Source organism: Limnohabitans sp. Rim11 (genome assembly GCF_001269365.1).
Taxonomy (GTDB): Bacteria; Pseudomonadota; Gammaproteobacteria; order Burkholderiales; family Burkholderiaceae_C; genus Limnohabitans_A.
The window spans coordinates 458,852-483,578 of sequence record NZ_CXOM01000001.1 but is presented as its reverse complement, the minus strand read 5'-3'; the positions used below and the strand labels follow the sequence as shown (position 1 = coordinate 483,578).

The following is a 24,727-nucleotide window of genomic DNA, read 5'->3' as shown; positions in this document are numbered from 1 at the left end:
CAAGTTCATAAGCCAAGCAATCGCTCAATGCGTTCACGATTGCTAGCAATGTCTTCTTGGCGGAAGGCTTCAATCACTTGCCCCTCTTCAATCACATAAAAACGATCGGCATAGCGAGACGCAAAGCGAAAGTTTTGCTCCACCATTAGCACTGTGAAACCACGACTTTTCAACAAGCTAATGACCTGCCCAATGCGCTCCACAATGACCGGCGCTAAACCTTCGGTGCACTCATCCAACAATAACAACTTAGCACCTGTTCGCAGAATACGAGCGATGGCCAACATTTGCTGCTCACCACCCGACAATTTGGTGCCTTGACTGTGACGCCTGGCCAATAGGTTGGGAAACAGTTCGTAAATTTCCTCCACCGACAAACCGCCTGGTTTAAGAATGGGCGGCAACATTAAATTTTCTTCCGTACTCAAGCTTGCAAAAATGCCACGCTCTTCAGGACAATAGGCCACTCCTAAGTGAGCAATTTTTTCGGGTGGCATGCCCACAACCGATTGGCCCTGTATTTCAATTTTCCCTTCGGCACGCGACAACAAACCCATCACCGCACGCAGTGTTGTGGTTTTTCCTGCGCCATTTCGACCTAGCAAGCAAACAATTTCACCTTCCTTGACTTGGAGCTTGATGTTGTGAAGTGCCTGTGTTTCGCCGTAGTAGCCTGTCAAGGCTTCTACATCAATGACAACTTTGGATGTGGCTTCAGGCATGACCGCCCCCCATGTATGCGTCCATCACCAAGGGATTGCGGGACACTTCGTCGTAAGTACCTTCCGCCAAGACCTCGCCCGATTGCAAAACAGTCACACGATCGCACAACTCTGAAATGACTTTCATATTGTGTTCAACCATTAAAACCGTCCTGCCCTTGGCCACTTGTCTGATCAATTGCATGACAGGCCCGATGTCTTCATGGCCTAAGCCAGCCATGGGTTCATCTAGCAAAATAAGTTCGGGCTCCAATGCGATGGTGGTGATCAATTCCAGAACACGCTTACGACCATAGGAAAGGTCCCCCGCATTGACATTCGCCCATTTGTCCAAACCCACCATGGCGATCAACTCTAATGCGCGTTCATTCAAGTTCTCTAAAACTTTGTGACTGCGCCAAAATGTGTAGTGCCACTCAGTTTTTCGCTGCAAGGCGACGCGAACGTTTTCTAAAACAGTCAGTTGCGAAAACACAGCAGAAATTTGGAACGATCTCACCAAGCCCATGTTAGCCACCGCGGCAGGGTCTTTCTTTTCAATCTGACGCCCATTGAAAAGAATGGTGCCTCCAGTTGGTTTTAAAAATGTGGTGAGCAAATTAAAGCAAGTGGTTTTTCCAGCGCCATTGGGGCCAATCAGGGCATGAATGCTGTGACGGCGAACGTGCAAATTGACGCCTTTCACTGCATAGAAGCCCCTGAACTGTTTGGTCAAGCCCTTCGCTTCCAAGATGAAGTCTTCACTCATTCTTCAGACCCTCTTTTTAAATATTCACAAAAAGGCGTGCGTCACGCCACCATCAACTTTGATGCACTCGCCAGTCACCCAAGCACTTTCTGCAGACGCCAAATAGCAAACCGCCGCAGCGATGTCTTCAACAGTTCCCAAGCGCCGCATGGGTGTTTTGGCAATTCGTTTCTCAACCATGGCAGCATCCACATTGACGCCGACACCTTCTGTGGGCACCGAGCCAGGTGCCACAGCATTGACTCTAATACCCTTGGGGCCAAAGTCGACAGCGGCAGAACGAGTCAGACCGAGTACACCCGATTTAACGCCACAATAAACCATAGCTTGAGGAATGCCCAGGAAGGCTGCTGCCGATGCCACATTGATCACACTGCCACCACGGGTCATGAACTCGGCCGCCACCTGCATGCCCCAAACCACCGAATACAGTCCGGTGCCTACCATGCGTTGCAACATCTCTGGGGTGATGTCTTCAATCGCGCCATAGCGCACCCACATGGCGTTGTTGACCAACACATCCAATTTGCCGTGGCGTTGTTTCAAATCGGTCGCTGCATCAAACAAAGTTGCACGCTGTGCCACATCGCCACCATAAGCCACGGCTTGTCCTCCGGCCGCAATCACTTCGGCAGCAGCGGCTTGCGCCAAATCGAGTTTCAAATCGATGATGCCCACCACGGCGCCCTCGCGCGCCAATTGATTCACCACACCGCGTCCGATGCCTCTTGCACCCCCTGTGACCAAGGCCACTTGTCCTTCAAAGCGTTTCATTTCAACTTCCTTTATTCGTAGTCTCGGGAGCTCTCTTATGCAAAAGCCCATCTGCAAACAATACTTCGGGCAGGCCACGTACTCCCAAACCCTTGATCGCAATCAGCGCTCCGCTTTGCGGGTCATCACTGACCAACAAATTGCCGCTATTGCGAATGCTGGTGACATACAAGGTGCTTAAGTCTTCACCACCAAAACTCGGGCAGGTGGGATAAGGCACCGGCACCTTGATCAATTGCAACAAGGCACCCTCTGCTGAAAAACAAGCGACTTGACCCGTTAAGACCAAGGCCACCCACAAGCGGCCTTCGGCATCAACGGTGGCACCATCAGGACCAGAACCCCAAGGGGCTGTATCAACGAAGACTTCGCGAGGACCGGTCTGGCCTGTTTCAGGGTGATAGGCATAGCGCCAAATTTGCCGAGCCAAGCTGTCGGCAAAATAGAGCCATTTGCCATCTGGACTGAAACACGTGGTGTTGGAGACACAGAAACCGCGGTCAATTTCTGTCACCTGACCACTGGCCTCAATTTGATACAACACCCCATGTTGTTCATGCCGTCCCAAGACCAAAGACCCTAGGCACAAGCGGCCTGCTTTGTCGGTTCTGCCATCGTTTAAGCGCATGCGCTCGGCAGGATGCTGGATGTCAATGAAAGGGGTCAAAGTGCCCGTGGTGGTGTCCAAAAACTGCAATTCATTTTGCAGCGCAACCAGAATTCGACCACTTTGGCATAGCGCAATTGAGCCAATGTCTTGGGGTGTCTGCCAACTTTGATAATCGCCAGACTGTGTGTGAAGGCGTTGAACCAAACGCCTGCGTGAATCAATCCAATAAAGGCATTGATCGCGACTGTCCCACAGAGGTGACTCACCTAAGTCATCTCTTTGGTTCAACACAATGTCAATGGTCAATGGCATGAATCAGTACACCTTTGCTTTAAGCCTTGTCAGTCGACAACTTAAAGTCTTTGAATCGTTCACGCAATTTGGTTTTGAGAAGCTTGCCTGTCGCTGTGTGTGGCAATTCATCGACAAACACCACATCGTCTGGCAACCACCACCGCGCTACGCGCTCGCTAAGGTAGGCCAACAACTCTTCGGGCGTCACATCTTGATTTGGCTTTTTAATGACGATCAGCAAGGGGCGTTCTTGCCATTTGCTGTGGGCCACACCAATGACAGCAGCCTCTTGCACACTGGGGTGACCCACTGCGGCATTCTCGAGATCGATGGATGAAATCCACTCGCCCCCCGACTTGATCACATCTTTGGAGCGATCGGTAATTTGCACAAAACCATCGGGGTCGATGTAAGCCACATCGCCTGTACTGAACCAACCTTGGGCATCCAATGCAGAACCTGCTTCATTGCCAAAGTAGCCGGACAAAACCCAGGGCCCTCTCACGCGAATCTCTCCCACCGATTGACCGTCGTGCGGCAAACGCTGGCCCTCAGCACCAAAGACAGCCACTTCAACACCAAAGATGGCGCGACCCTGTCGTGCTTGAACATCAAAACGTGTTTGCAAGTCAATGCCCTGGTGCTTGGGCAACAAGTTGGCCACTGTTGCCACTGGGCTGGTTTCCGTCATGCCCCAAGCTTGAATGACAAAGACCCCCAATAAGTTTTCAAACTTTTCAATCATGGCTCTTGGTGCAGCAGACCCGCCCACGACCACGCGCTTTAGCTTCAAGCTTTGAAGGTCTAGTTGTTTGGCATTTTGTTCAATGTACTGAAACAGGCCTAGCCATACAGTCGGCACGCCCAATGAGAAGGTACAGCCCTCCTTCACCATGTGCGCATACAGGCGGTCACCGGTTAGGCCAGAACCTGGCAATACCAACTTGGCACCGCACATGGCCGAGGCATAAGGTATGCCCCAAGCGTTTACATGAAACATGGGGACTGACAACAAAACTGAGTCGCGCGCGCACAGGGCCAAGCCATCTGTGGCGCAAATGCCAAAGGAATGCAACAAGGTTGAGCGATGGCTGTACAGAACCCCTTTTGGATTTCCCGTGGTGCCTGATGTGTAGCACATGGAAGACGCTGTCTCTTCGTCCAATGCCGGCCATTCGTATTGATCTGGCTGAGGCGCTAGGAGCGACTCGTAGCAATGCAAATTGGGCAAATCAAGTGCGGGCATTTGATCTGGCCGGCAAAGTGCCACATACTTTTTAACGCTTGTCAGTTGGGGCGCCAACTTGACCAGCAAATCGCCAAAATCCAAATCAAAAAACACCACGCCATCGGCTGCGTGATTCAGGATATAAGCGATTTGCTCGGGAAACAAGCGCGGATTGACTGTGTGCAAAACAGAGCCCACGCCTGCAACAGCATAGTAGAGTTCCAAGTGCCGGTCAGTATTCCAAGCCAGTGTGGCCACGCGGTCGCCCTCACCCACATCCAAGCTGGGTAAAGCATGTGCCAATTGTGAAGCGCGCTTGGCAACCGTTCGCCAATTGCTTCGACGCTCTTCACCGCCATAAAGATGCGACACAATTTCGACATCACCATGGTAAGTGGCCGCATGGGTCAGTAAACCCGAAATGAGCAAGGACCTTTTTTGCATTAAACCCAAGAGGCTCATGGCAACTCCTTTTGAGCTTGCACACTGGCAAGCAATGCATAAATGGGATCGTTGGGTTGTCGTCCGCCTGTCGGTTGGCGCAACCCAAAACTATCTGGCGTTAATTCATTAGGCAAATCTGTTTTGCGCTGCCAGTCATACACCACCGTTCGGGCCGCGACTCGCCATTCGCCATTGCGTTTTTCAAAGCGGTCAACGTATCGGCCGCAAAGCATGGTTTCAAAGGCTTGTCCATTGGCGTCTTTTTCTTCTTGGTAGGCAGCAAAATAAGATTCCACCGCTGCCACATTGCCATGCAACTCAATTAGGATGTTGCTAATTTGATGCACCATGCGCCCGGCTTGCTGCAGCTTGACCAACGCCATGTCTATAAAGCCCGAAGCCGTGCCCTTGTAAGCGCCATGGTTGTCGGTAGCGTCTGGCCAATAAGCGGCGCGCAGTGCTTTTTCGTCTAAGCGATCAATGCCGCGACAGTAAAGGAACAAACAATCGCGAATGGCTTCTCGGTCAAGCAAGGTCTCAAGTGTGTAGCTTGTCATGTTCAACACCTCTTTCATTTCAATGGCCAGATTGCAGGGTAATGACGGCATCTAAGCAAACCGCGCCCTGCTGCTGAACCAACAGGGGGTTAATGTCCACGCTTTGGAGTTGATCGGCATGAGTCATGGCAAATTCAGACAACTTGCACAGGGCGTTAACAACCGCGTTTTCATCGGCCGCATGGGCCCCACGCCACCCCCGCAACAAAGCACTGGACTTCACTTTGTCAATCAAGGCTTTGGCGCTGTCTGGGGTAAGGGGTGCAGAAGCAAGCGCCACATCCTTGAACAATTCAACTGCCGTTCCGCCAGCACCATACAAAATCATGGGGCCAAATGTAGGATCGACTTGAACCCCCAAGATGGTCTCCACCCCACCTTTAACCATGGGGGTGATTAACACGCCGTCTATTTGGGCATTGGGCATGTGCTGATGCGCACGGGCCAGTAAAGTTTCAAATGCCGATTCAACAGCCTTGGCATCTTGAAGATTTAAAAGCACGCCCCCTATTTCTGTTTTGTGCAGAATATCGGGCGATGCAATTTTGGCAACAACAGGGAAACCAATTTCACTGGCAAACTTTGCAGCCGCGTTAGCCGTGCTGCACACTTGCTCGGAAAGAACAGGCAGCCCCGCCAGTTTAAGAACATGCTTTGCACCTTGTTCGGTACTCACATCGGTCAGTCTTGAAGCTGCTGGTTTTTTGGCAGGCATAGCGTACAAGTGTTTGCGCTGCGCTGCCATTTTCGCGGCTGCACCCATGGCCATCATGGCACGCGTTGGATCGGCAAAAACAGGAATACCAATGGCCTCGAGTTTTTCTGTTGACTGGGTTGCAGACAACATCACCATCACCACATCTTTGTGCGGATATTGCAGTCGCAATTCTGCCAGTCGATCAATGGTGCTGGCAAAGCGTTCTGGCGCCAGTCCCGCATGGGCCAGGTAGGCAAACACGGTGCCATAGTCGCCATGCGCCAACATAATTTCAAGGGTGCGCGCTACACCATTAGGCAAAGAAGTGACCTGCGCTGTCATGTCTAGCGGATTGGCTGCTACAGCAAAAGGCAACAACGCTTGTGCAGCTGCCACACCCTCAGGTGGCAATGCAGGCATGGTCAGGTTAAGGTCGCCCGCATGATCAGCCATGAGCACACCAATACCGCCTGAACCAGTAATGATGCCAAGCGCATTATTGGACGGCAAACGGCCAGTCACAGTGCAGTAGTAAGCAATGTCTAACATTTCCTCAATGGAATGCGGCCGATAGGCACCGCACTCTAGAAAGACGGCATCAAACACCGCATCATTGCCTGCCAAGGAACCCGTATGCGTACTGGCGGCAGCCGCACCCAATTCAGTGCGCCCCACTTTCATGACCAAGACGGGTTTACCAGCTGCTGCAGCCTTTAACAAGGCAGCTCGCAAGCGCTGCCCATCGCGGCATGATTCAAGTGCAGCACAGATGACTTTGGTTTGTGGATCTTCAGCCAAATAATCGATGCATTCGGCAACATCGATGTCGGCTTCGTTGCCGGTTGCAATGATTTTGCTTAGGCCCAAACCGCGCAGTGTGGCCATGCCATAAGCACAAGAGCCAAAGGCACCGCTTTGGGTGGCCAACGAGATGTTGCCACTGCGGGGTTGTAGGCCATAGAGCACTGTTGAGAAAGTTGCAAAGTATCGGGTGTCGACGTTCAGCAAACCCAAGGAATTGGGGCCTAACATTCGAACCCCCGCCTGTTGGCACATTTGAAGCAATTTGTTTTGGGCAAGGCGCCCTGCATCCCCTAATTCGGCAAAACCAGAAGTGAGCACAACAACACATTTAACACCCTTCGCAATAGACTCACGCACAGCCGTCTCGACCCCAGGCGCAGGAACCACAATGACCGCTTGATCCACATTACCAGGGATGTCTAGCACGCTGGCATAGGCCGGCAGACCTTGAATTTCTAATGCACCACTTTTGTTAATGGGATAAATGGTTCCTTCGAATTGAGCTTCTAACAAAAAACGCAACAAACGACCGCCAATCCGATCGGGGTCCGACGAAGCGCCCACAACAGCGACAGATTGGGGAACAAAAACAGGCTGAAGACTGTGCATGATGGCTAGATAGGTTTAGATGGATTCAGTCAAAGTTTGAGCCGTCAACCAATCAAGGCATTCTGACGGTCCCCCGTGCTGCAAGCTACCGCTCATGGCTTGCATGGCCAAGCGTGCCACCAAGGTTTCCCAACTCATGCCCATGCCGCCATGCAGTTGAATGGAAGATTCAGCAACCAACCTGGACAAACCGGCCAAATACAATTTAATGAGCGTCATTTTGTAAGGGTCGTCCGAGAAGCCATGCGCATCAATGTGCTCAATTTGATTGAGCACCAGACCGCGGGCGTTTTCGTAGGCCACGTACATTTCTACGGTGCGGTGACGCAATGCCTGAAAGCTAGACAAAGCCACACCAAACTGCTGGCGGGTGTTGAGGTATTCAATGCTGAGTTCAATCATGGCCGCAGCAGCACCCACTGTTTGAACACAAGACATCAAGGCACCCATTTGACGGGCCTCTGAAACAGCTTTGGTTGCAGCAACGCCCGTCAACAAGGTATTGGATGGCGACAAGCTGAGGCCCGTCAAAGTTACATCAGCATACTGGCGTCCATCGGTGCCGGTGTATTTTTTGACACGACCAGATAATTGGTCCCATTTGAGCAAGACCAAAACAGATTCTTGCGATGCCACATCGCGCGCCCTGAACAACACGTGCGTGGCCGGCTCTGACAAATCAATGCCGAACAGCTCGCCTTGCAAGCTTTGTTGAGCGCTCAGCCAAGGCGCTGTCAATTGGCCAGGACCTTTATCACCTGCATCCAATGCGGTACAAACAGACACTTCACCTGTCATGAGTTCGCTCAGCAATTGGGCGGCTTGAGGATGTGATTTGGCAGCCGACAACAAGACTGGCGCCACAGCACAGCGGTCTACCAAGGGTGCGTCATTGCCATGTCTAGCAATTGCTTCAACAATGGCCGACAAATCTTGAATGCTGGCACCCACACCGCCATCGTCTTCAGCAACAAGAACACCTTGCCAACCTAAGGCCAACATTTGCTGCCAGTTGTTGGACGGCGCGCCTTCTTGGGCCGCGCTTGGTTTCAACACATCTTCTTGCGCCAATCGCAGCGCTGTGTCGTAGAGGTCTCCCGCAAACAGCGGTGTTGAACGAAACGACATACTTAGACTCCAAAAATATCTCGGGCAATGACATTCTTTTGCACTTCGCTGGTACCCCCAGCGATGGTGCGAGAACGATAAAACAAATAGGTATGCAGCAACTGACGCTCTAAGTCCAAATCATCCGAACCATCGCTTGCTGGAATTTGCGGTATCAAACGCTGTGCATATTGCGGCGCCACCAAGTCGTAAGCCAAACTTGAAATTTGCTGTGAGAGTTCTGTGCAATGCAGTTTTAAAGCCGAAGACTTAGACGAACGCAACGTGCCACTCATCTCTTCCGTGATGGCACTTAAAAGCATTTCTTTGGCACCCATGGCCGAAGCCTTGGCATGCAGCAATCTAGAAATAGCCGACTGCAAACTGGGGCTTGCACCCGCCGATTTGATTTTGGATTTAATCAGCTCTTCCACTTGCTGCAATTGACGCAGCAATCTGGGCACCATGGCGGGCGACAAACGCTCACGGTCCAACAAAAACTTTGCGCAGGCCCAACCGCCCCCCTCTTCGCTGATCCGATTGAAGGCCGGCACTCTGACATTCGTTAAAAATACTTCATTGACGTGATGCCATTGATCGATGGTGCGAATGGGTTTAATCTCGATGCCGGGCGAATTGACGGGCACCAAGAGCAAAGTGATGCCGGCTTGTTTACGCCCTTCAGTCGAAGTGCGAACAAGGGTGTACATCATGTCGGCTTCATGCGCATGAGAGGTCCAGATTTTTTGACCATTGATGACGTATTCGTCTCCCTCCAAAACAGCAGAGGTTCTAAGGGATGCCAAGTCGGAACCGGCACCTGGTTCGGAGTAGCCCTGGCACCACCATTCTGTGCCATCCAAAATTCGAGGTAAAAATCTTGCCTTTTGCTCTGGTGTGCCAAAGTGCATGATGACCGGACCAATGTGTCCCAGCCCGTGGTGATACAGCGGTGGGCAATCAAGTTCAGCACTGACTTCTTCAAACAAATATCGTTGGCGCAAATCCCAACCTGTACCGCCTTCAGAGATGGGCCAGTTCGGCGCAGACCAGCCTTTTTGATGCAAGATTTTCTGCCATTCTGCGTAGTCGGCACGGCCAATTTTTTGATTACTGCAAACCTTGTTGCGGAGCGATTCAGGACAATGGGTACGCATGAACTCTGTCAATTCATGACGGAATTTCACGTAATCGATTGCGACTTTGTTAGCGAGATTGAAGTTGGAATCGGTCATGAGATGGCAAGCTGGCGAACTGATTCGCGGTGGGGAAATAATGTCTTTAATTTACTTTACGACCGGTAAGTTTCCAACCCCGTGCTAACCCTTAGTTCTCATGCCAAAACAATGCGTCAATCAGGCCTTTATTAGGCCAACATACCGTGCAGAACGATGTCGACAAATTGATCGACAACGATCGGCGGCGCCAGCTTTCCTTTGGGGTTGTGCCAGCGGCTCATGGAGTTGACCGCAGACAACAGCACCCTGCCAGCCATTGCGGGATCGACTTCACGGAAATGACCGCTGTCAATGCCTTCGCGAATACAGCCGCGAAGAAGCTTTTCGTATTGATCGCGCAATGCAACCGCTTTGGCCTTGGATGGAGAATCGCCATGGGTTCTGAAAGCGTTGGACGATGCGATCCAAGCCTCTCGGTTGTGCTGGTAGTTTTCGGCGGTGGTGATCATGAAAGCGCGCACCTTGGCTTCTGGTGTGCCCGCTTCGTCACAGGCTTCTCGCACCTGATTGACCAGGGCCTCCAGTGACTCCAACACAATTTTGGCAAACAGTGATTCTTTGTTAGGGAAGTGATAGTAAAGGGCAGCTTTCGTTACTTTGGCCTCTTCAGCTATATCGCGCAGTGAAGTGCCGTTAAATCCTCGTTCTGAAAACAAACGACACGCAATGCCAAGCAGCTGGGCTTGACGATCGTCGCCTCTGGGCGTTGCAGCCGAAGTTTGCAGCTCTGTCTTACGGGAAGTTTTGGCAACAGGTTTGCCTGCTGACTTAGTGACGGTCTTCTTAGTAACTTTAGTTGCCATAAATGCTCCCAAACCCAAACCGCTAGCTTATATCAAGTCACCCAAGCGTTTCAACGCCCCACAAAGTTGGGTTTGCGTTTTTCTAAAAATGCCAATTGAGCCTCACGCGTGTCTTCAGTTTTAGACAAGGCAACCGTATTGCCTTGCTCATAACGGTAAGCATCTCTGACCGGCATGACTTCGGTCATGCGAGCGGCTTCCTTGGCCAAACGCAAGGCTGTTGGGCTCTTACCTGCAATTTCGTGTGCTAACTCCATGCAGTAAGGCATCAACTGATCTGCGGGCAATGAAGCCTCCACCAAACCCAAGCGATACAACTCATCGCCGGATACTTTCATGCCGGTAAAGAACATACGGCGCGCTGTAGACTGGCTGAAGTACTTGCGGACAAAGGTTAAACCACCCGCCAGACCCACGTTAATTTCGGGCATGGACACATAAGCGTCTTTTGAAGCCACCCAAATGTCTGATGCCATGACCAAACCAAATCCAGCGCCCATGGCTGGGCCGTTGATGGCTGCAATGATGGGTTTGCTGCACTCTGCCACCGCGTAATAGCTTTCACGTACCAAACGGTTGTGGCGCCCGTAAGCACCAGGTTTGCCTGCCAAATTAGGGCGTTCGCGAATATCGGCACCAGCTGAAAAGACCTTGCCGGATCCTGTTAAAACAATCACACGAACCTCATCCATGTCAGACAACAGATCAAACAATTCTGTAATTTCAGCGCGGTTTTCGGCATTCTGCGCATTGACAGGCGGACGGTTCAAGGTGACGACTGCAACGTAATCTGCAATCTCAACTTTGAGTGTGTTGTATTCCATGGTGTCTCCAAATAGGTCTAAAAATCTGATCTGTAGAAAAGGTTACCTGTCGGCAAGTTACCTGTCAAGGCTGCATCAAGAAGTGCTGTCACCTGTGTTGCCCGAACTTTAAGATTTGCGTGAAACGCGTTTTGACAATTGCGCGGCCAAGCCTTGCATCAGCGCAAGGTATTCGGCCTTTTTCGGTGCAATTCGCTCATGGGTTCCCCCCATCCCCAAAACCACTGCACGCCCCTGCGCTGTGATTGGCAAATTGACGCAAATTGTGGCACCCCCAATGAGCGGAATATTTTCTGCCGTTGCCCACCCCTGTTGGCGCGCATCGGCTACACGCTGCATCATCAGTTCCATCGGCTGCCTTGTCGAATGAGATTCGGTTGCAATGTTGGCCCTTCGAACCAATCTCTCTACTTCAGCATCTGGGTGAGCCGCCATTAGCAACCAGCCTGTAGCCGATTGTGTCAAGGGACGCATACTGCCCTCCTCCGTCACAAAGCGAAGAGGATGCACTGATTGAATGACGCGAATGTATTGAACGTACACATCGTTCTGCAGCGCAATCGACACCGTCTCGCCGGTGGCGCTATGCAGGTCTTGCATGATTTCAAAAACCTCACCTTGCCCAAACAAAGCATGGCTGATCCAATCACCCAGGGCTGTGACTTGCAAGGTGGGGAAATACAAACGCGTACCCCGGTCATAACTCAAATAACCCAGTTGCGTGAGATTCTTCAAAAGCACGGTTGCACTTGACTGAGGATAGCCAAGGCCTTGGCAAATTTCTCTCAAGCTTTGCGGGCGCTGCGAATTTCTAAAGTGCGCCAAAACCTCTAGCACCCGCACCGCAGACTTGACCGATGTCACACCCATGTTGATGACATTCAAATTAGACGCGCGCAGCGTCAGCTTCAAATTTGAAATTGGCTTTGTAATTGTCTTGGGTGGCCAGACCGCAATACTCTCGGTACTTCGGAAAACCGCCCACAAACATCGTGAGGCCCTGAGGCTTGTCCTTCACATTGGCGCCCAAGTACCATGTTTTTGCCTTGTTCAAAAGCGAGCGTTTTGACAGCGTGGCAACCACTGTCATCCAGCCCTCCTCGGCTTGGCTTGTTGGCTCCATGGCAGTCTGCTTATTTTTTGCCATGTGCTCAATGGCAGATGCAATCCAATCGACGTCGTTTTCACTGATGCGAATGATGTTGGCCAAGGCTGCGGGGCCATTCGGTCCTGTGGTCATGAACAAATTGGGAAAGCCCGCCATCATGAGACCTAAATAAGAGCTTGCACCCTCAGCCCACTTTTGACTCACCTTCAAGCCATTGCGGCCTTTGACATCTACGGCCAACATGGCGCCGGTTAAGCCGTCATAACCGGTTGCCAAAATGAGCATGTCCAACTCAATTTCGCGATTTTTTGTTCTGATGCCTTTGGGTGTAATTTCCAAAATTTCTTCTTCGTTGCAATCCACCAAATGGACAGTGGGCAGATTGAAGGTTTCGTAATAACTGGTGTCTAAACAAGGTCTGCGCGCAAAAATGGGATAGCCCTTTGGTTTGAGTTTTTCTGCGGTAACTGGATCTTTGACAACATCACCAATTTTGCCTCGAACAAAATTGGCGACATGCTCGTTGGCTTCTTCATTGACCATCAAATCTGCAAAGGTTCCCAACATGGCCAAGCCACCTTGTTTCCAAGCGTCTTCCATCAAAGAAAGACGTTGCTCGGGTGTCACACTGAAAAACGCGCGAGTACTGGCTGGCCTGTTACCACCTGCTGGGCTGTTACGTGCAATTTCGCGCAGACCTGCATAGTTGCGCTTGACCTCTGCCACATAGTTCGCCTCAAGCTTCACATTGCGCATGGGCATGGTGAAGCTGGGGGTTCTTTGAAACACAAACAACTCGCCAGACTGCGGGCCAACCTCTTGAATAATTTGAATGCCTGTTGATCCTGTGCCAATGACGCCCACTCGCTTGCCGGCATAACTGACGGGTTGATGAGGCCATCGCGCAGCGCGATACAACTCGCCTTTAAAACTGCCAATGCCCGGAATGTCTGGATCTCTGGGAATTGAAAGTGGCCCTGTGGCCATGACGCAGTAAGTGGCTTCAAGCACTTCGCCTTGGTCGGTCTTGACCACCCAAACTTGGCGTTGTTCGTTCCATTCGGCGCTGGTCACTCGCGTATTGAATTGAATATGACGCCGTAAGTCTAGCCGGTCTGCAACAAAGTTGATGTACTGCAGCAATTCAGGTTGCGCTGCAAACTGCTCTGACCAAGTCCACTCTTGCTCGACTTCATGAGAAAAACCAAAGCTGTAATCGATGCTGGGCAAATCAACTCGGGCGCCAGGGTAGCGGTTCCAAAACCAAACACCTCCCACGTTGCTGCCCGCTTCGAAGCCTTGAATCTTCAAGCCCATTTGGTTGAACTTGTAGACGGCATACATGCCCCCAAAACCTGCACCCACCACCACCACATCCAAGCGGCGAACAGTGTTGCTTTGTGTCGTTTTTTCTGAGCTCATTTTTTGTCTCCTGTGTCTGTTGGCGCATGATGCCTTACCGTTCGGCAGGTTATCAAGTTTTATTTGATGGTACAAATCAATATCACATATGTATATTTTGTAAAATATTGACATGTGTTTTGGTGAAGCCTTTTCTGCATTTGAAATAAAGCCGTTTTCAAACGAATCGATGATCTAAACGATCTAGACACACTAAAAATAGGTCTTCTGAATCATGAATCCATTCAAATCCATTCCTCCTTGTCCTGGCAGTCACCTTCACCAGCCTGACTCACGCAGGTGGCCGCCAATCTTGGGGTAATGTGTCTGACGGTTTGGCCATCGGCTTGCCCTTGGCACCTCCTTTGTCGCAGCCTAAGCGCTCAGGTCTTTGGTCCATGAAAAAAGGCCAGACGGCTCTGGCAACGACAGCTTCCCATCAGGTCAAACTGCCATTGCCTTTGCGGCAGCCCGCTTTTATGACAAGCACTATGCCACCGAAGCTTCGCCCTACCTTTATGCAGCGGCCGATCTGACCGCCGTTGCGCGCGTCAAGGCAGACAAGCACTACGCCAAAGACGCAGCAGCCGTCTTAATCATCAGCCAAGGCGCCGCCGCCGTAGGTGCCATCATTTTTATCCCCAAGATTTAATTGGGGTCAGATCAACATTACTTTGTTATCAGGGTTCTACCGATTGAAAATCGAAAGGCTTTGTTTATGCTTTAGGTTACTTTATCTAATGCTTCGAATTTCATCATGACAGTTCACGCACTACACACTTCTAGCACAACAGATGCTTTACAACAAGTTAAAGTTCATTTGGCCGCGGCTTTGCGCATGGCTGTCTTAGATGGTTTTGATGAAGGCATCGACAACCATTTCACAGCGTGTGTACCCGGTCGGCCCGATCAATATTTTGTGTTGCCTTTTGGTCTGCATTGGTCAGAAGCCAGGGCCAGCGACATGATGATTTTCAATGAAGCTGGTCAGACACTAGAAGGCCGCGGCGTTGTGGAGCTGTCTGCACAAAGCATTCATGCGCCTTTGCACCGTTTAACTGGCGCCAGAGTAGTTTTGCATACGCATCAGCCTTGGGCAACAGCACTCAACATGCTGCAAGACAATCGCCTGCTGCCCGCCACCCAAACTGCGGCATTTTTTCATGGGCGCATTGCCTATGACGATACCTACACGGGACTGGCTTCGTCCTTGGAAGAAGGTGAACGGTTGGCAGCTTTGATGGGTGACAAAACTGTGTTGTTCATGAAAAATCATGGTGTAGTTGCTATTGGCGATACGGTGGCGCAAGCCTATCGCCGTTTGTACAAGCTAGAAAAAGCCTGTCAAACACAAATCTTAGCCATGAGTACCGGCAATGCATTGAACATCTTGAGCGAAGAAGTCATAGAACGCGTTCAGAAACCTTCTGGCGCCGATCGTCACCCCAGAGGCGAACGAGAGAGGCTTTACTTTGAAGCCAACATGCGCATCCTAGACCGCACCAACCCGGGCTACGCTGACTAAAAAATAATTGGGGTCAGATCAACATTAATTTTGTCAATCAGTGAGGGCAGAGGCAGAGGGGGGCTGACAATAATTGGGGTCAGATCAACATTAATTTTTTGTGAATCACAGGAGCCTATGCGCCTAGTAAATTAATGTTGATCTGACCCCATTTATTGAGCCCCCCTCTGCCTCTGCCCTCACTGATTAGAAATTAATGTTGATCTGACCCCAATTATTTTCTTACGCAGATTGAAGGCGAATTCGTTCTGAAGGTTGGATGTTCATGGTCATTTGGAAAAGGCCAGCGGCTAGGCCAATGGCAACGGCCAGTTTCCAGGCCAGGTCGTAATTGCCAAACGCATTGAAAATATAGCCACCGCCCCACGCGCCTAAGAAGGAGCCTACTTGATGGCTCATGAATGCGATGCCCGCCAAGGTCGCCATAAACCGCAGGCCAAATAAGTGAACAATCAGGCCAGAAACCAAAGGCACCACGCCCAACCACAACGAGCCCATGATGGCGCCAAAGACCAAGGTGCTAACAGGTGTTGGTGGATATGCAAAGAATGCGAACAAGGCCAAAGAGCGCAGCATGTAGATACCGCCCAGCAGCATTCGTTTGGAGTATCGATCGCCAAGCCATCCAAACAAGTAAGAGCCGATGACGTTGAACAAACCGATCAAAGCCAAGGTGGTGCTGCCCACAGAAGGGTCGATGCCGCAAATGTCTAAATAGGCTGGCAAGTGCGTGGTGATAAAAACCAATTGCAAGCCACACACAAAGAACGCAATGGCCAATACTCGATAGCCTTTGTGGCCAAGCGCTTCAACAATGGCTTCTTTGGCCGATTGCGGTTTGCCCACCACGGCTTCAGGTTCTATCTTGTCTGCTCTGCTGCCAATGAATGCAGCTGGCAACATGACACAGGCTAAGCCAATAAATCCGACCACGGCCATTTGCCAGTTGACGTTGGTAATGAGCGATTGCGTCATGGGTGAAGCCAGAGTCAAGCCCAAAGACCCGATGGCCGAAACTGCGCCCATCGCAGTACCGCGTTTGGCAGCACTGACGGTTCGAGCGGTAATGTTCATGGCAATGTTGGAGGCCGTGCATGACAGCGCAATGCCCACGCAGAAACCCACGCCCATGGTGACCATCCAAGTGGCGTCGGCGAATCTTAAAAAGATGAGGCCGATGATGTAAATCACAACGCCCAAAAGCGCAACAGGTCGAGTGCCATACTTGTCTGCCCAAATGCCAACAATGGGCTGAGTGGCGCCCCACACAATGTTTTGCAATGCCACGGCCAAGGAAAATTCGGCAGCCGTAATGCCAACATCGCGAATCATGTGGGGCTGCAGCAAACCAAAACTTTGCCGCATGCCCATGGCCAAACTCAGCATGATGGCCGCACCGCCCAAAATGCTCCAAATTTGGACGGGCGATAAATCTGTTTTTTTCATGTAGGCATTCAAAAGAAATGGTTTGGCTTAAGGAAGAATCCTAAAACCAATGCGCCATTGGGAGCGTGTGCTGAGTGTCGGCTGCCTGCCGGTCGCCAAACATAGTTGCCCGCAGTGCAGGCGCCTTCGTGATCTACCAACGAGCCTTCTAGCACCCAGCTTTGTTCAAGTTGAACATGCTGATGGTCCGTCAGCACAGCGCCCGGTTCCATTTTGGTGAGAACGGTTTGCAGGCCAGTTTCTGGGTCTTCCATTAGGACCTTGATGCTGATCCCTTTGAATCTGGTTTCTTGCCAAGGGATATCGTCCACTTGGATATAACGGGACGACAAGGCAGCCAATGCTTGGTGCTGACTTTCTAAACCTGGAGTGCGGATAGCCATAGAAACCTCCCTAAGGCAGTCATCATAAACAAACTATCGATTCGCCGAATAATTGGGGTCAGATCAACATTAATTTGGTCAATGATTAGGGGCTAAGGCAAAGGGGGCTTCCTCATACTGGGGTACCAGAAATCGTTCAGCCCCCTTTGCCTTAGCCCCTAATCATTGGGAATTAATGTTGATCTGACCCCAATTATTTTTAAGGGTAGCTGGCTTTAATGGCTTTGATGATATCGGCTACAAAACGGTTGGCGGCATCTGGGGGGGCGCCTGTCCAGCCGTATCGCTGCGCAGCTGTTGGCCCGCTGCCGTAGGTGCGCATGCCCCGATTGATGGGCCCTGCAAGCAAGCCATGTGCGGCCCCCTCGTAGAACCAAAACTCCAATGGCTGGCCTTCTGCCCTCAGCTGTTCGCCCCACTGAAAGGGCGATATGCCCTCCGCATTTGGATTGGCCCACCGACTGCAGCGATTTGCCGTACCGGGTGCTGCGCTTTCAGCGGCTTGATTGACCACGCAAGGGTCTGTGCGCAAGTGCATCCAGTCGTCTTCGGTTTTGCCACCGTAGTTGTCGATCTTGCCAAACACCATCTTGAGCGGCACTTTGATTTTGTCTGGCATGCCTATGCCCGCCGAGGGTGCGCCCTCAGAGAAGACCATGCGAACGTGGGCCGGATCGACGACGCCCGCCATGTTGAGCGCAACACTGCCGCCATTGGACAAGCCATGGATGTAAAGTCGAGACGTATCGACCTGTGGATTTTTGAGTATCCAGTTGTAGGCCCCCAATGTGGCTTTGAAGATCATTCGTTGCCGTGATTCGTTGGTGGCGCCAGTGAGAAAAAGCGACGTTCCGCGGTATTGAAATCCATTCAATTCATAGGCATCAAAAAGCAAGGTCGCTACACCTCGGGCGTTCATGCGCTTCGCCATTTCTTGTTCTGCGCTGCCTGGGCCGTTGCCGCCATGTGCAATGATCATGAGGGGTGGTTTGTCTGCCAGCTTGTCACCAAAGAAACCTGGCATCGACAATTGGACGGACCGATGGCACGGATCGAATTCAGCCAAATTGCCTCGCACAAGATGGAATCCTGGGCGTATTTCAACCAGCTGCGCCACACCTGGCGGGGCGGGTTGGCAATCGGATTTAGATTGTGCGTTGCAGAGCGTTGCAAAGGTCAACAGCAAAGCTGAAGCTAAGAATTGGTTGAAATTAGTTGCCATAGAGACGCGTGTGCTTTCCATGAAGAGCCAGTGTTGGCATCATGATAATTGGGTCAATTGATTTGTAAAGCCAATTGAGGCAATGGACAATCACTCAAAGAAGACTTGCTGCCTCAAATCTCTGCGCAGCACCTGCAAGAAGTCGGCGAACCATTTGTCGTCTTCTGCGTCGCAGATGCTTTGTTTTCTGTCAGACATGTAGGTTCGCTTGATTTTTAAGATCTGCCCCTTGAGGTTATACGTAGATTGGTATGTCAAAGGGCCGCTTGCAAATGAAACGCCCTTAGGCACTCTGGTGACTTTCATGCCTTTGGGAAAAGCCAATTCAATCCACTCTTCGTGTTGGGTAGACGCGCAAGACGTTGGGTACCTTCTTTCCTTAGGTAACACCACGTCAGCCAAATGCTTCATGCGGCCAGGTGCCAAGCCCACGGGAATGGCCAAGGCGCTAGGGCCTGGTACGTTAACGACTGGGTCGAGTTCAAAGACGGCATTGACTTGCCAGGCTTTGTCAAAATTGATGGGCTCGGTTTTTTCTATTTCGCCCCAGCCTGTTTCTTGAAAGCGCGACAGCAGATTGTTGACCACATTGGCCTGGTCTTTGTTTTGGTAGTTGAACTGTGAGTTTCTAGAAGACACTTCAAACACGCCCAACATTTTGGCTTGGCTCTTGCCTTCAATGCTGCCGTCAGTAGTCAGCTTCATTTGAATGCGCGCTTCGGTGCGGTCTTTGCTGGGGTGTGTCTTGGGGGTGCGGCTAAGGGCACCGGTGGCTGTAATGACCACGGGTTTGTCGATGTCGCCATTTGGCAAAGTACCCAAGGGCGCAAAGCGGCTGGTGGAATCTAGAAACACATTGAGGCTGGGCACATACGTAATGACGTGGTCAAAAATACCAGGCGTGGGCAGATTGGGTAGCAAGAAGGCCATGCCTGAATTGATTAAAGCCGGCGAGCTGTCAATGCCCACCGCTGCCAGCAAGGCTTCCAAAATAACCACATGGTCTTTGCAGTCGCCATAGCGGTTGTCCAAGATGCTTTGGGCATCGTGGGGCACAAAGCCCCCTGCCCCTACATAAATGCCCAAGTAGCGAATGTTTTGAGCCACCCAGTGATGCAACACTTTGACTTTTTCTAAAGTGGTTTTGGCATTGGCTTTTTGAATTAACTCGTTGGCCAGCGATTGTATGGCGGGCGTTATCTTGGCTTTTTCTTTGGCCCTAACTTGATAGGCTTGCCCTACATCGGCATACGTTTTAAAAGTACTTGCAGAGAAGTTGGGCGCAAAGTCCGACAGGTCTAGGCGCGACTCTTCACCGGGATACGCCTTGTCTTGGCTAAACGTCAATTTGTAGGCCACTGTATTGGGCAAGGGCGACACATCAAGTTTGCCGCCTTGCATGCCCTTGGTGCTGACGCCCACCTCAATGCCAACATCGTGTGTTAGTTCTACCGTGACACTTTCGTAACGCGCGTGGGGGCTGTAGTGATGCCACATGAAAAAATGCCCTGGAAACTCGGGCGTGTGCTGCACCGACTTGGCACGGTAATAGACCTGACTACCCACCTCAAGCTTTGGGTAAATGATGACCTTCGATTTGCTGTCGCTGTAAATTGCGCCGTCATCTTCCACTTCGTCTTGCGTGCGAATTTTGTCCAAAGGTACCGCAATGCGCGTGCCATCGGGCTGAATGGTGTAGGCCTCTAATATTTCTACATCTTCTAGCGTGGAGTTGTAGGTGAGTTTTCTTTCGCCCAACATGCGCACACCTTGTGGGGTGTCCACACGGGTTTGCTCTTCTAAGTATTGGATGTAAGAGGCATCGCGGTTGACTTCGTATTTGGAGTTGCTTTTGACCACCGTGTACGAAGGTTTGTATTGCGCCAATGCAGCGGTGCCTATGCACAGCAAACCGGCCAAAACCCAATTTTTAAAATTCATTCAGTTGCATCCTTGTCTTCAGGCTTTGTAACATCATCTGCGTTTGTTTGATCTGGGTTTGGCAAATCTTGCGCACTTTTCTTCAAGTTTTGCAGCCAGTCGGGTTGGTCTGGGTAGTTTTCGTTCACCCAATTGACCGCTTGCTCTTGGCCTAAGCCCGCGGCCTTGAACATCCAGTGTTTGACTTTGTCGGCGTTGGCTTCTACGCCATCGCCTTCGATGTGAAAGGTGGCCAGTTCGTACATGGCTTCGGCATTGCCAAGGTCGGCGGCCTTTTGAAACCAGTTGGCGCCCAAGCGGTAGTTGACGGCTACGCCGTCGCCCGACATGAGGGTGGCTCCAAGCAAAATCATGGCGTCGGTGTGGTCTGCGTTGGCGGCTTTTAACAACCACTTTACGGCGGCAGGTTTGTTTTTAGGCACTCCGTGGCCGCGCATCAGCGCCCTGCCAATGCGAAACTGCGCACCCGAGAACTCAGCCACACTGGCCGTCATGAAGCATTCATAAGCCTTGGCAAGGTCTTGCTTTACTCCGTCGCCAGCTTCGTAAGTAATGCCCAACAAATACATGGCCCACAAGTCGCCTTGGAGTGAGGCAATTTGAAACAAGTCGTGCGCACGCTCTTTGTCGACGGGCACGCCATCGCCGTACATGTAGTCGATGCCCAAGAAGCATTGGCACTCCGAGTTGCCCAGTGCCGCGCCTTGCTCTAACAGCGCGTGGGCCGCGGTGGCATCCGCTTCTACGCCTTTGCCTTTGCGCAGTGCATCGGCCAGGTTGTACATGGCCGATGCATGGCCTTGCGCCACACTGCTTCTAAGCCAAGCGATGCCACGGGCTTGCTCTTCAAATGACTTGCCGCGGTTGACCAACCAGCCGCCGTAGTAGCCCTGCGATGTTTTTTCGCCCATGATGCAGGCAGACATTAGGTAGGCCTCGGCTTCTTCTTGCGATGCAGGTATGTGCAAAAACCTGTTGCCAAACCACATCATGGCCATCAACTCGCCTGTGTCACAGGCCATGCGGCACCATTCTTTGGCGGTTTCGTTGTTGGGGTCGTCTTCAGAATCTTCTTTGTAGTGGTGCATGGCCATCTGAAAAGCGGCAAAGCCGTAGCCTTTCTTGGCGGCCTTTTCTATCCAGTGCAAGTGGCTGTCTTTTTCTTCGTCGGTTTGGGCGTTTTTTATAAGGTATTGACCATAGGAATAATGCTCAAAGGCCTCGCCTGTTTGCAGGGCGTTTTGTCGGTGCGCCAATTCGTTTTTGCGATCAAGGTCGGCCAGGTGGCTGTAGCCTGTGAGTTCGCCCAGCTCTACAGCCTTGTAAAAGTGCGCCTCTGCTTGAGCGGGGTTTGACTTGAAGCACAAGCGGCCTAAGCCGTTGTGGCCTTTTCCGTCTTTTAAATCTGCGGCTTTTTGGTACCACTTTTCTGCAATCGTTAGGTCGATGTCAACGCCTGTGCCATGCCGGTACCATCGGCCCAGGTGTGCCATGGCGGCGGTGTTACCACTTTCTGCAATGGCTGTAACTGTGGCCAGGGCCTTCGGAAAGTAAGCCTCAGAGTCGGGGGTGCCCCAGTACTTTCGAGCCAGCATTAAAGCTTCTTTCTGATGGCCTTTGTAGCCCATCATGGTTTTGACATAGCTCACATAATCTTGCGAGTTTTCGCTGCCCTGCAAGCAATTCCAAACCACTGTGTCGATTTCTTCAAAGGTGTAGGTTTCGTTCATTTTTTTCTCCGTCAATCCCTACACTTTGCATTGGCACAGGCTCGCCAAATGAGCCAGTTAATTGGGGTCAGATCAACATTAATTCGGTCAATCAATGAGGGCAGAGGCAGAGGGGGGCTTCCTCATACTGGAGTACCAGAAATCGTTCAGCCCCCCTCTGCCTCTGCCCTCATTGATTGGGAATTAATGTTGCTCTGACCCCAATTAACCTCCCCCCAACCGCTGTAAAAACGATCAGTCCTGCAAGCTCACATCTTGAGCTCTAGCGCTTGCATATTCACATTCCCAAAGTGTCTATTCAAGCGCCATGACAAACCACCCCACACGCGAAGCCTGGTTACTTGCAGCTGTTGATTTGCTGCGCCCCATGTTCAATGCCAAACAACACGTCATTCCTCCTAACTGCCAAGTGTCATGCGGTTTTGCCAGCACTGGCAGCAAGCATCACATTGGTCAATGTTGGTCGCGCAGAAGCAGCGTGCATGATCAGAATCAGATCTTTATTTCACCTGCTTTGCTAGACCCTATTGTGGTTTTGGATACGCTGGTACATGAGTTGGTTCATGCCGTTGACGACTGCCAACATAAGCACGGCAAGGAGTTCAAGAAGATTGCTATCAGCTTGGGGATGGTGGGGCCGATGCGAAGTGCGGGTGCGGGGCCTGAGCTCAAGGTGAAACTAACTGAGCTTTCAGCGCAACTTGGCCCTTACCCCCATGGGGGTCTGCACATTTCCACTCGTTTGGTTCAACGTTCTCCTCGCCCCCGAGCTAAATGCAAACAGTGTGGCTTTGAGGTGCCGATGTACAAAAGGTTTCTGGCTTTTGGACCACCCCTATGTCCACAACACAAAACCGAAATGGAGCCTCTGGGCGAGTGGGAGTGAATTTAATTGGGGTCAGATCAACATTAATTTTGTCAATTAAAGGGGGGTAAGGCCAAGGGGGGCTTCCTCATACTGGGGTACCAGAAATCGTTCAGCCCCCCTTGGCCTTACCCCCCTTTAATTGGGAATTATTGTTGCTCTGACCCCAATTAAATTTGTAGCCGGCGAGAGAGCTGTACAAACGATCAGCCTAGCAGGCTCAAGGGCTGAGCTTCTGGGGGATCAAAGTATGGTTTTGTGAATGAACTTAAGCACCTACACATGATCTTGCCCTTACTTATCACTGCCGCGCTCTGGCTGCCCTTTGCAGGCGTTTACACGCATCTGACCCAGCTGCCACCCTTGTTTAAACAACCCGCGTTTAAACCCAGTGAATTTCAGGCATTGAACATCAAGTTGGACTACGGAAATTCACCACAGCCCCAAAGACTCAGCCGAAGAGAAAAAATTGCTCTTAAACTGACACAAATTACAAAAACTATTAACAAAGACTAAACATCACCATGGCAGAAATAGACCGCTACTACGCCTATCAAACCTTGTTCTCTAGCCGCAAGGCTGTGCCCAAGATGGAGTTCTTGAAGAAGTTGGAGATTTCTCCAGCTACGTTTAAACGCGACCTCACCATGCTTCGCGATCGTTTAAACACGCCCATTTTGTACGACCGCGATTTGGGTGGCTACCGACTTCAAAACCCCGACGCCTTTCAGCAGCTCCCTGGCCTGTGGTTTAGCCAGGAAGAAGCTCTGGCCCTCATGACCATTCAAACCATGATTGGTCAGCTCGAGCCTGGCTTGTTGGGCCCCAAACTCAAGCCTTTGCAAACGCGCTTGAACAAAATTCTGGAAACGCAAGGCGCAGATGCCAGCGTGTTGTCACAAAGAATTCGCGTGGTGCACGCCGGCAAACGTCGCATGCCTTTGAAGTCGTTTGAGTTGGTGGCCAAGGCTACTGTCGATCGAAAGCAAGTTGAGATCGTTCACCTTAATAGGCAGTCGGGCGAGTCTGTGAAGCGCACCATTTCGCCGCAGCAACTGATTCATTACCGCGACAACTGGTATGTGGATGCGTGGTGTCATTTGCGTGGTGGTGTTAGAAGCTTTTCGATTGATGCCATTGAGCATTGTTTGTTGTTGGAGCACGATGCGAAAGACATTGATCGCGAGCAGCTGCTTAAAACCATGCAGAGTGGCTACGGTATTTTTGGTGGTCAGGCCAAAGCGTGGGCTGAATTGAAGTTCACGCCTGAGCGTGCGCGTTGGGTGCAACATGAAGAGTGGCACCCCGACCAAAAGGGCACTTTGCACAAGGATGGCAGCTACACCCTTGAGGTGCCCTACTCCGACGAACGCGAGCTAATTGGCGACATTTTGCGCATGGGCCCCGACGTGAAGGTGCTGGGCCCAGCGCCCTTGGTGAAGCAAATGAAAGACGCACTGCAGAAAATGCAGAAGCAGTACGCTTAGTCGGGGGGAAATTTAATTGGGGTCAAATAATTGGGGTCAGATCAACATTAATTTTCTGTGATTCACAGGAGCCTATGCGCCAAGTAAATTAATGTTGATCTGACCCCAATTATTTGACCTGAATTAAATTCATTCGCTAACAATCTCACCACTGAGGCGC

Annotated in this window: 22 protein-coding genes; 4 read left to right on the top strand and 18 right to left on the bottom strand. The window is 51.3% G+C overall.

Annotation, left to right across the window (positions count from 1 at the left end; genetic code table 11):
• Window positions 1-5: 5 nt before the first annotated feature.
• From AMM03_RS02345 to AMM03_RS02285, 13 genes are all read right to left on the bottom strand, one after another.
• Complete coding sequence (locus tag AMM03_RS02345) at window positions 6-722, bottom strand: ABC transporter ATP-binding protein (protein ID WP_090128845.1); 717 nt, start codon at window positions 720-722, stop codon at window positions 6-8.
• Window positions 715-1,470, bottom strand: coding sequence for an ABC transporter ATP-binding protein (locus tag AMM03_RS02340; RefSeq protein WP_090128844.1), 756 nt, complete (start codon window positions 1,468-1,470; stop codon window positions 715-717). The genes AMM03_RS02345 and AMM03_RS02340 overlap by 8 nt, the downstream gene beginning before the upstream one ends.
• A 24-nt stretch (window positions 1,471-1,494) precedes the next feature.
• A complete protein-coding gene (locus AMM03_RS02335) occupies window positions 1,495-2,244 on the bottom strand; it encodes an SDR family NAD(P)-dependent oxidoreductase (RefSeq protein ID WP_090128843.1) in 750 nt (249 codons plus the stop codon).
• Between the two features lies 1 nt (window position 2,245).
• Complete coding sequence (locus AMM03_RS02330) at window positions 2,246-3,166, bottom strand: SMP-30/gluconolactonase/LRE family protein (RefSeq protein WP_228764532.1); 921 nt, start codon at window positions 3,164-3,166, stop codon at window positions 2,246-2,248.
• A 19-nt stretch (window positions 3,167-3,185) separates the two neighbouring features.
• Entirely contained in the window at window positions 3,186-4,838 is a 1,653-nt protein-coding gene (locus AMM03_RS02325; RefSeq protein ID WP_090128842.1) for a long-chain fatty acid--CoA ligase, read from the bottom strand.
• Window positions 4,835-5,377, bottom strand: coding sequence for a nuclear transport factor 2 family protein (locus tag AMM03_RS02320; RefSeq protein WP_090129297.1), 543 nt, complete (start codon window positions 5,375-5,377; stop codon window positions 4,835-4,837). Before AMM03_RS02320 ends, AMM03_RS02325 begins: the two co-directional genes overlap by 4 nt.
• Window positions 5,378-5,396: 19 nt before the next feature.
• On the bottom strand, window positions 5,397-7,487 hold the full coding sequence (locus AMM03_RS02315; RefSeq protein WP_090128841.1) for an acetate--CoA ligase family protein: 2,091 nt from the start codon (window positions 7,485-7,487) through the stop codon (window positions 5,397-5,399).
• A gap of 15 nt (window positions 7,488-7,502) precedes the next feature.
• The gene (locus tag AMM03_RS02310; RefSeq protein WP_090128840.1) at window positions 7,503-8,615 is read right to left on the bottom strand and encodes an acyl-CoA dehydrogenase family protein; all 1,113 of its coding nucleotides are present in this window, start codon (window positions 8,613-8,615) and stop codon (window positions 7,503-7,505) included.
• Between the two features lie 2 nt (window positions 8,616-8,617).
• The gene (locus AMM03_RS02305) at window positions 8,618-9,829 is read right to left on the bottom strand and encodes an acyl-CoA dehydrogenase family protein (RefSeq protein ID WP_090128839.1); all 1,212 of its coding nucleotides are present in this window, start codon (window positions 9,827-9,829) and stop codon (window positions 8,618-8,620) included.
• A gap of 131 nt (window positions 9,830-9,960) precedes the next feature.
• On the bottom strand, window positions 9,961-10,635 hold the full coding sequence (locus tag AMM03_RS02300) for a TetR/AcrR family transcriptional regulator (protein WP_090128838.1): 675 nt from the start codon (window positions 10,633-10,635) through the stop codon (window positions 9,961-9,963).
• Window positions 10,636-10,685: 50 nt separating this feature from the next.
• Window positions 10,686-11,459 carry an enoyl-CoA hydratase/isomerase family protein gene (locus AMM03_RS02295; RefSeq protein WP_090128837.1) on the bottom strand — a complete coding sequence of 258 codons (774 nt, stop codon included), beginning with the start codon at window positions 11,457-11,459 and terminating at the stop codon, window positions 10,686-10,688.
• A gap of 108 nt (window positions 11,460-11,567) precedes the next feature.
• Window positions 11,568-12,371, bottom strand: coding sequence for an IclR family transcriptional regulator (locus AMM03_RS02290; protein WP_228764531.1), 804 nt, complete (start codon window positions 12,369-12,371; stop codon window positions 11,568-11,570).
• Window positions 12,346-13,989, bottom strand: coding sequence for a flavin-containing monooxygenase (locus AMM03_RS02285; RefSeq protein WP_090128836.1), 1,644 nt, complete (start codon window positions 13,987-13,989; stop codon window positions 12,346-12,348). The genes AMM03_RS02290 and AMM03_RS02285 overlap by 26 nt, the downstream gene beginning before the upstream one ends.
• A gap of 370 nt (window positions 13,990-14,359) precedes the next feature.
• Here AMM03_RS02285 and AMM03_RS14235 point away from each other — a divergent pair, with 370 nt between their 5' ends.
• Window positions 14,360-14,620, top strand: a complete 261-nt coding sequence (locus AMM03_RS14235; protein WP_090128835.1) for a hypothetical protein — start codon at window positions 14,360-14,362, stop codon at window positions 14,618-14,620.
• Between the two features lie 105 nt (window positions 14,621-14,725).
• Entirely contained in the window at window positions 14,726-15,493 is a 768-nt protein-coding gene (locus AMM03_RS02275; protein ID WP_090128834.1) for a class II aldolase/adducin family protein, read from the top strand.
• A 222-nt stretch (window positions 15,494-15,715) separates the two neighbouring features.
• Here AMM03_RS02275 and AMM03_RS02270 read toward each other — a convergent pair whose 3' ends face one another.
• The 5 genes from AMM03_RS02270 to AMM03_RS02250 form a co-directional block, all read right to left on the bottom strand.
• Window positions 15,716-16,939: an MFS transporter gene (locus AMM03_RS02270; RefSeq protein ID WP_090128833.1), complete on the bottom strand. Its 1,224-nt coding sequence runs from the start codon at window positions 16,937-16,939 to the stop codon at window positions 15,716-15,718.
• An 8-nt stretch (window positions 16,940-16,947) separates the two neighbouring features.
• Window positions 16,948-17,322 (bottom strand): cupin domain-containing protein, encoded by a 375-nt coding sequence (locus tag AMM03_RS02265; protein ID WP_090128832.1) that lies wholly within the window; start codon window positions 17,320-17,322, stop codon window positions 16,948-16,950.
• 199 nt (window positions 17,323-17,521) lie between these two features.
• A complete protein-coding gene (locus AMM03_RS02260; protein ID WP_090128831.1) occupies window positions 17,522-18,565 on the bottom strand; it encodes an alpha/beta hydrolase family protein in 1,044 nt (347 codons plus the stop codon).
• A 69-nt stretch (window positions 18,566-18,634) separates the two neighbouring features.
• A complete protein-coding gene (locus AMM03_RS02255; protein WP_090128830.1) occupies window positions 18,635-20,485 on the bottom strand; it encodes a DUF3857 domain-containing transglutaminase family protein in 1,851 nt (616 codons plus the stop codon).
• Window positions 20,482-22,215 carry a tetratricopeptide repeat protein gene (locus tag AMM03_RS02250; protein WP_090128829.1) on the bottom strand — a complete coding sequence of 578 codons (1,734 nt, stop codon included), beginning with the start codon at window positions 22,213-22,215 and terminating at the stop codon, window positions 20,482-20,484. Before AMM03_RS02250 ends, AMM03_RS02255 begins: the two co-directional genes overlap by 4 nt.
• Before the next feature lie 307 nt (window positions 22,216-22,522).
• Between AMM03_RS02250 and AMM03_RS02245 the strand changes: the two genes are divergently transcribed.
• Window positions 22,523-23,101, top strand: a complete 579-nt coding sequence (locus AMM03_RS02245; RefSeq protein ID WP_090128828.1) for a SprT-like domain-containing protein — start codon at window positions 22,523-22,525, stop codon at window positions 23,099-23,101.
• Window positions 23,102-23,604: 503 nt separating this feature from the next.
• Window positions 23,605-24,567: a helix-turn-helix transcriptional regulator gene (locus AMM03_RS02235; RefSeq protein ID WP_090128826.1), complete on the top strand. Its 963-nt coding sequence runs from the start codon at window positions 23,605-23,607 to the stop codon at window positions 24,565-24,567.
• Window positions 24,568-24,727 lie beyond the last annotated feature (160 nt).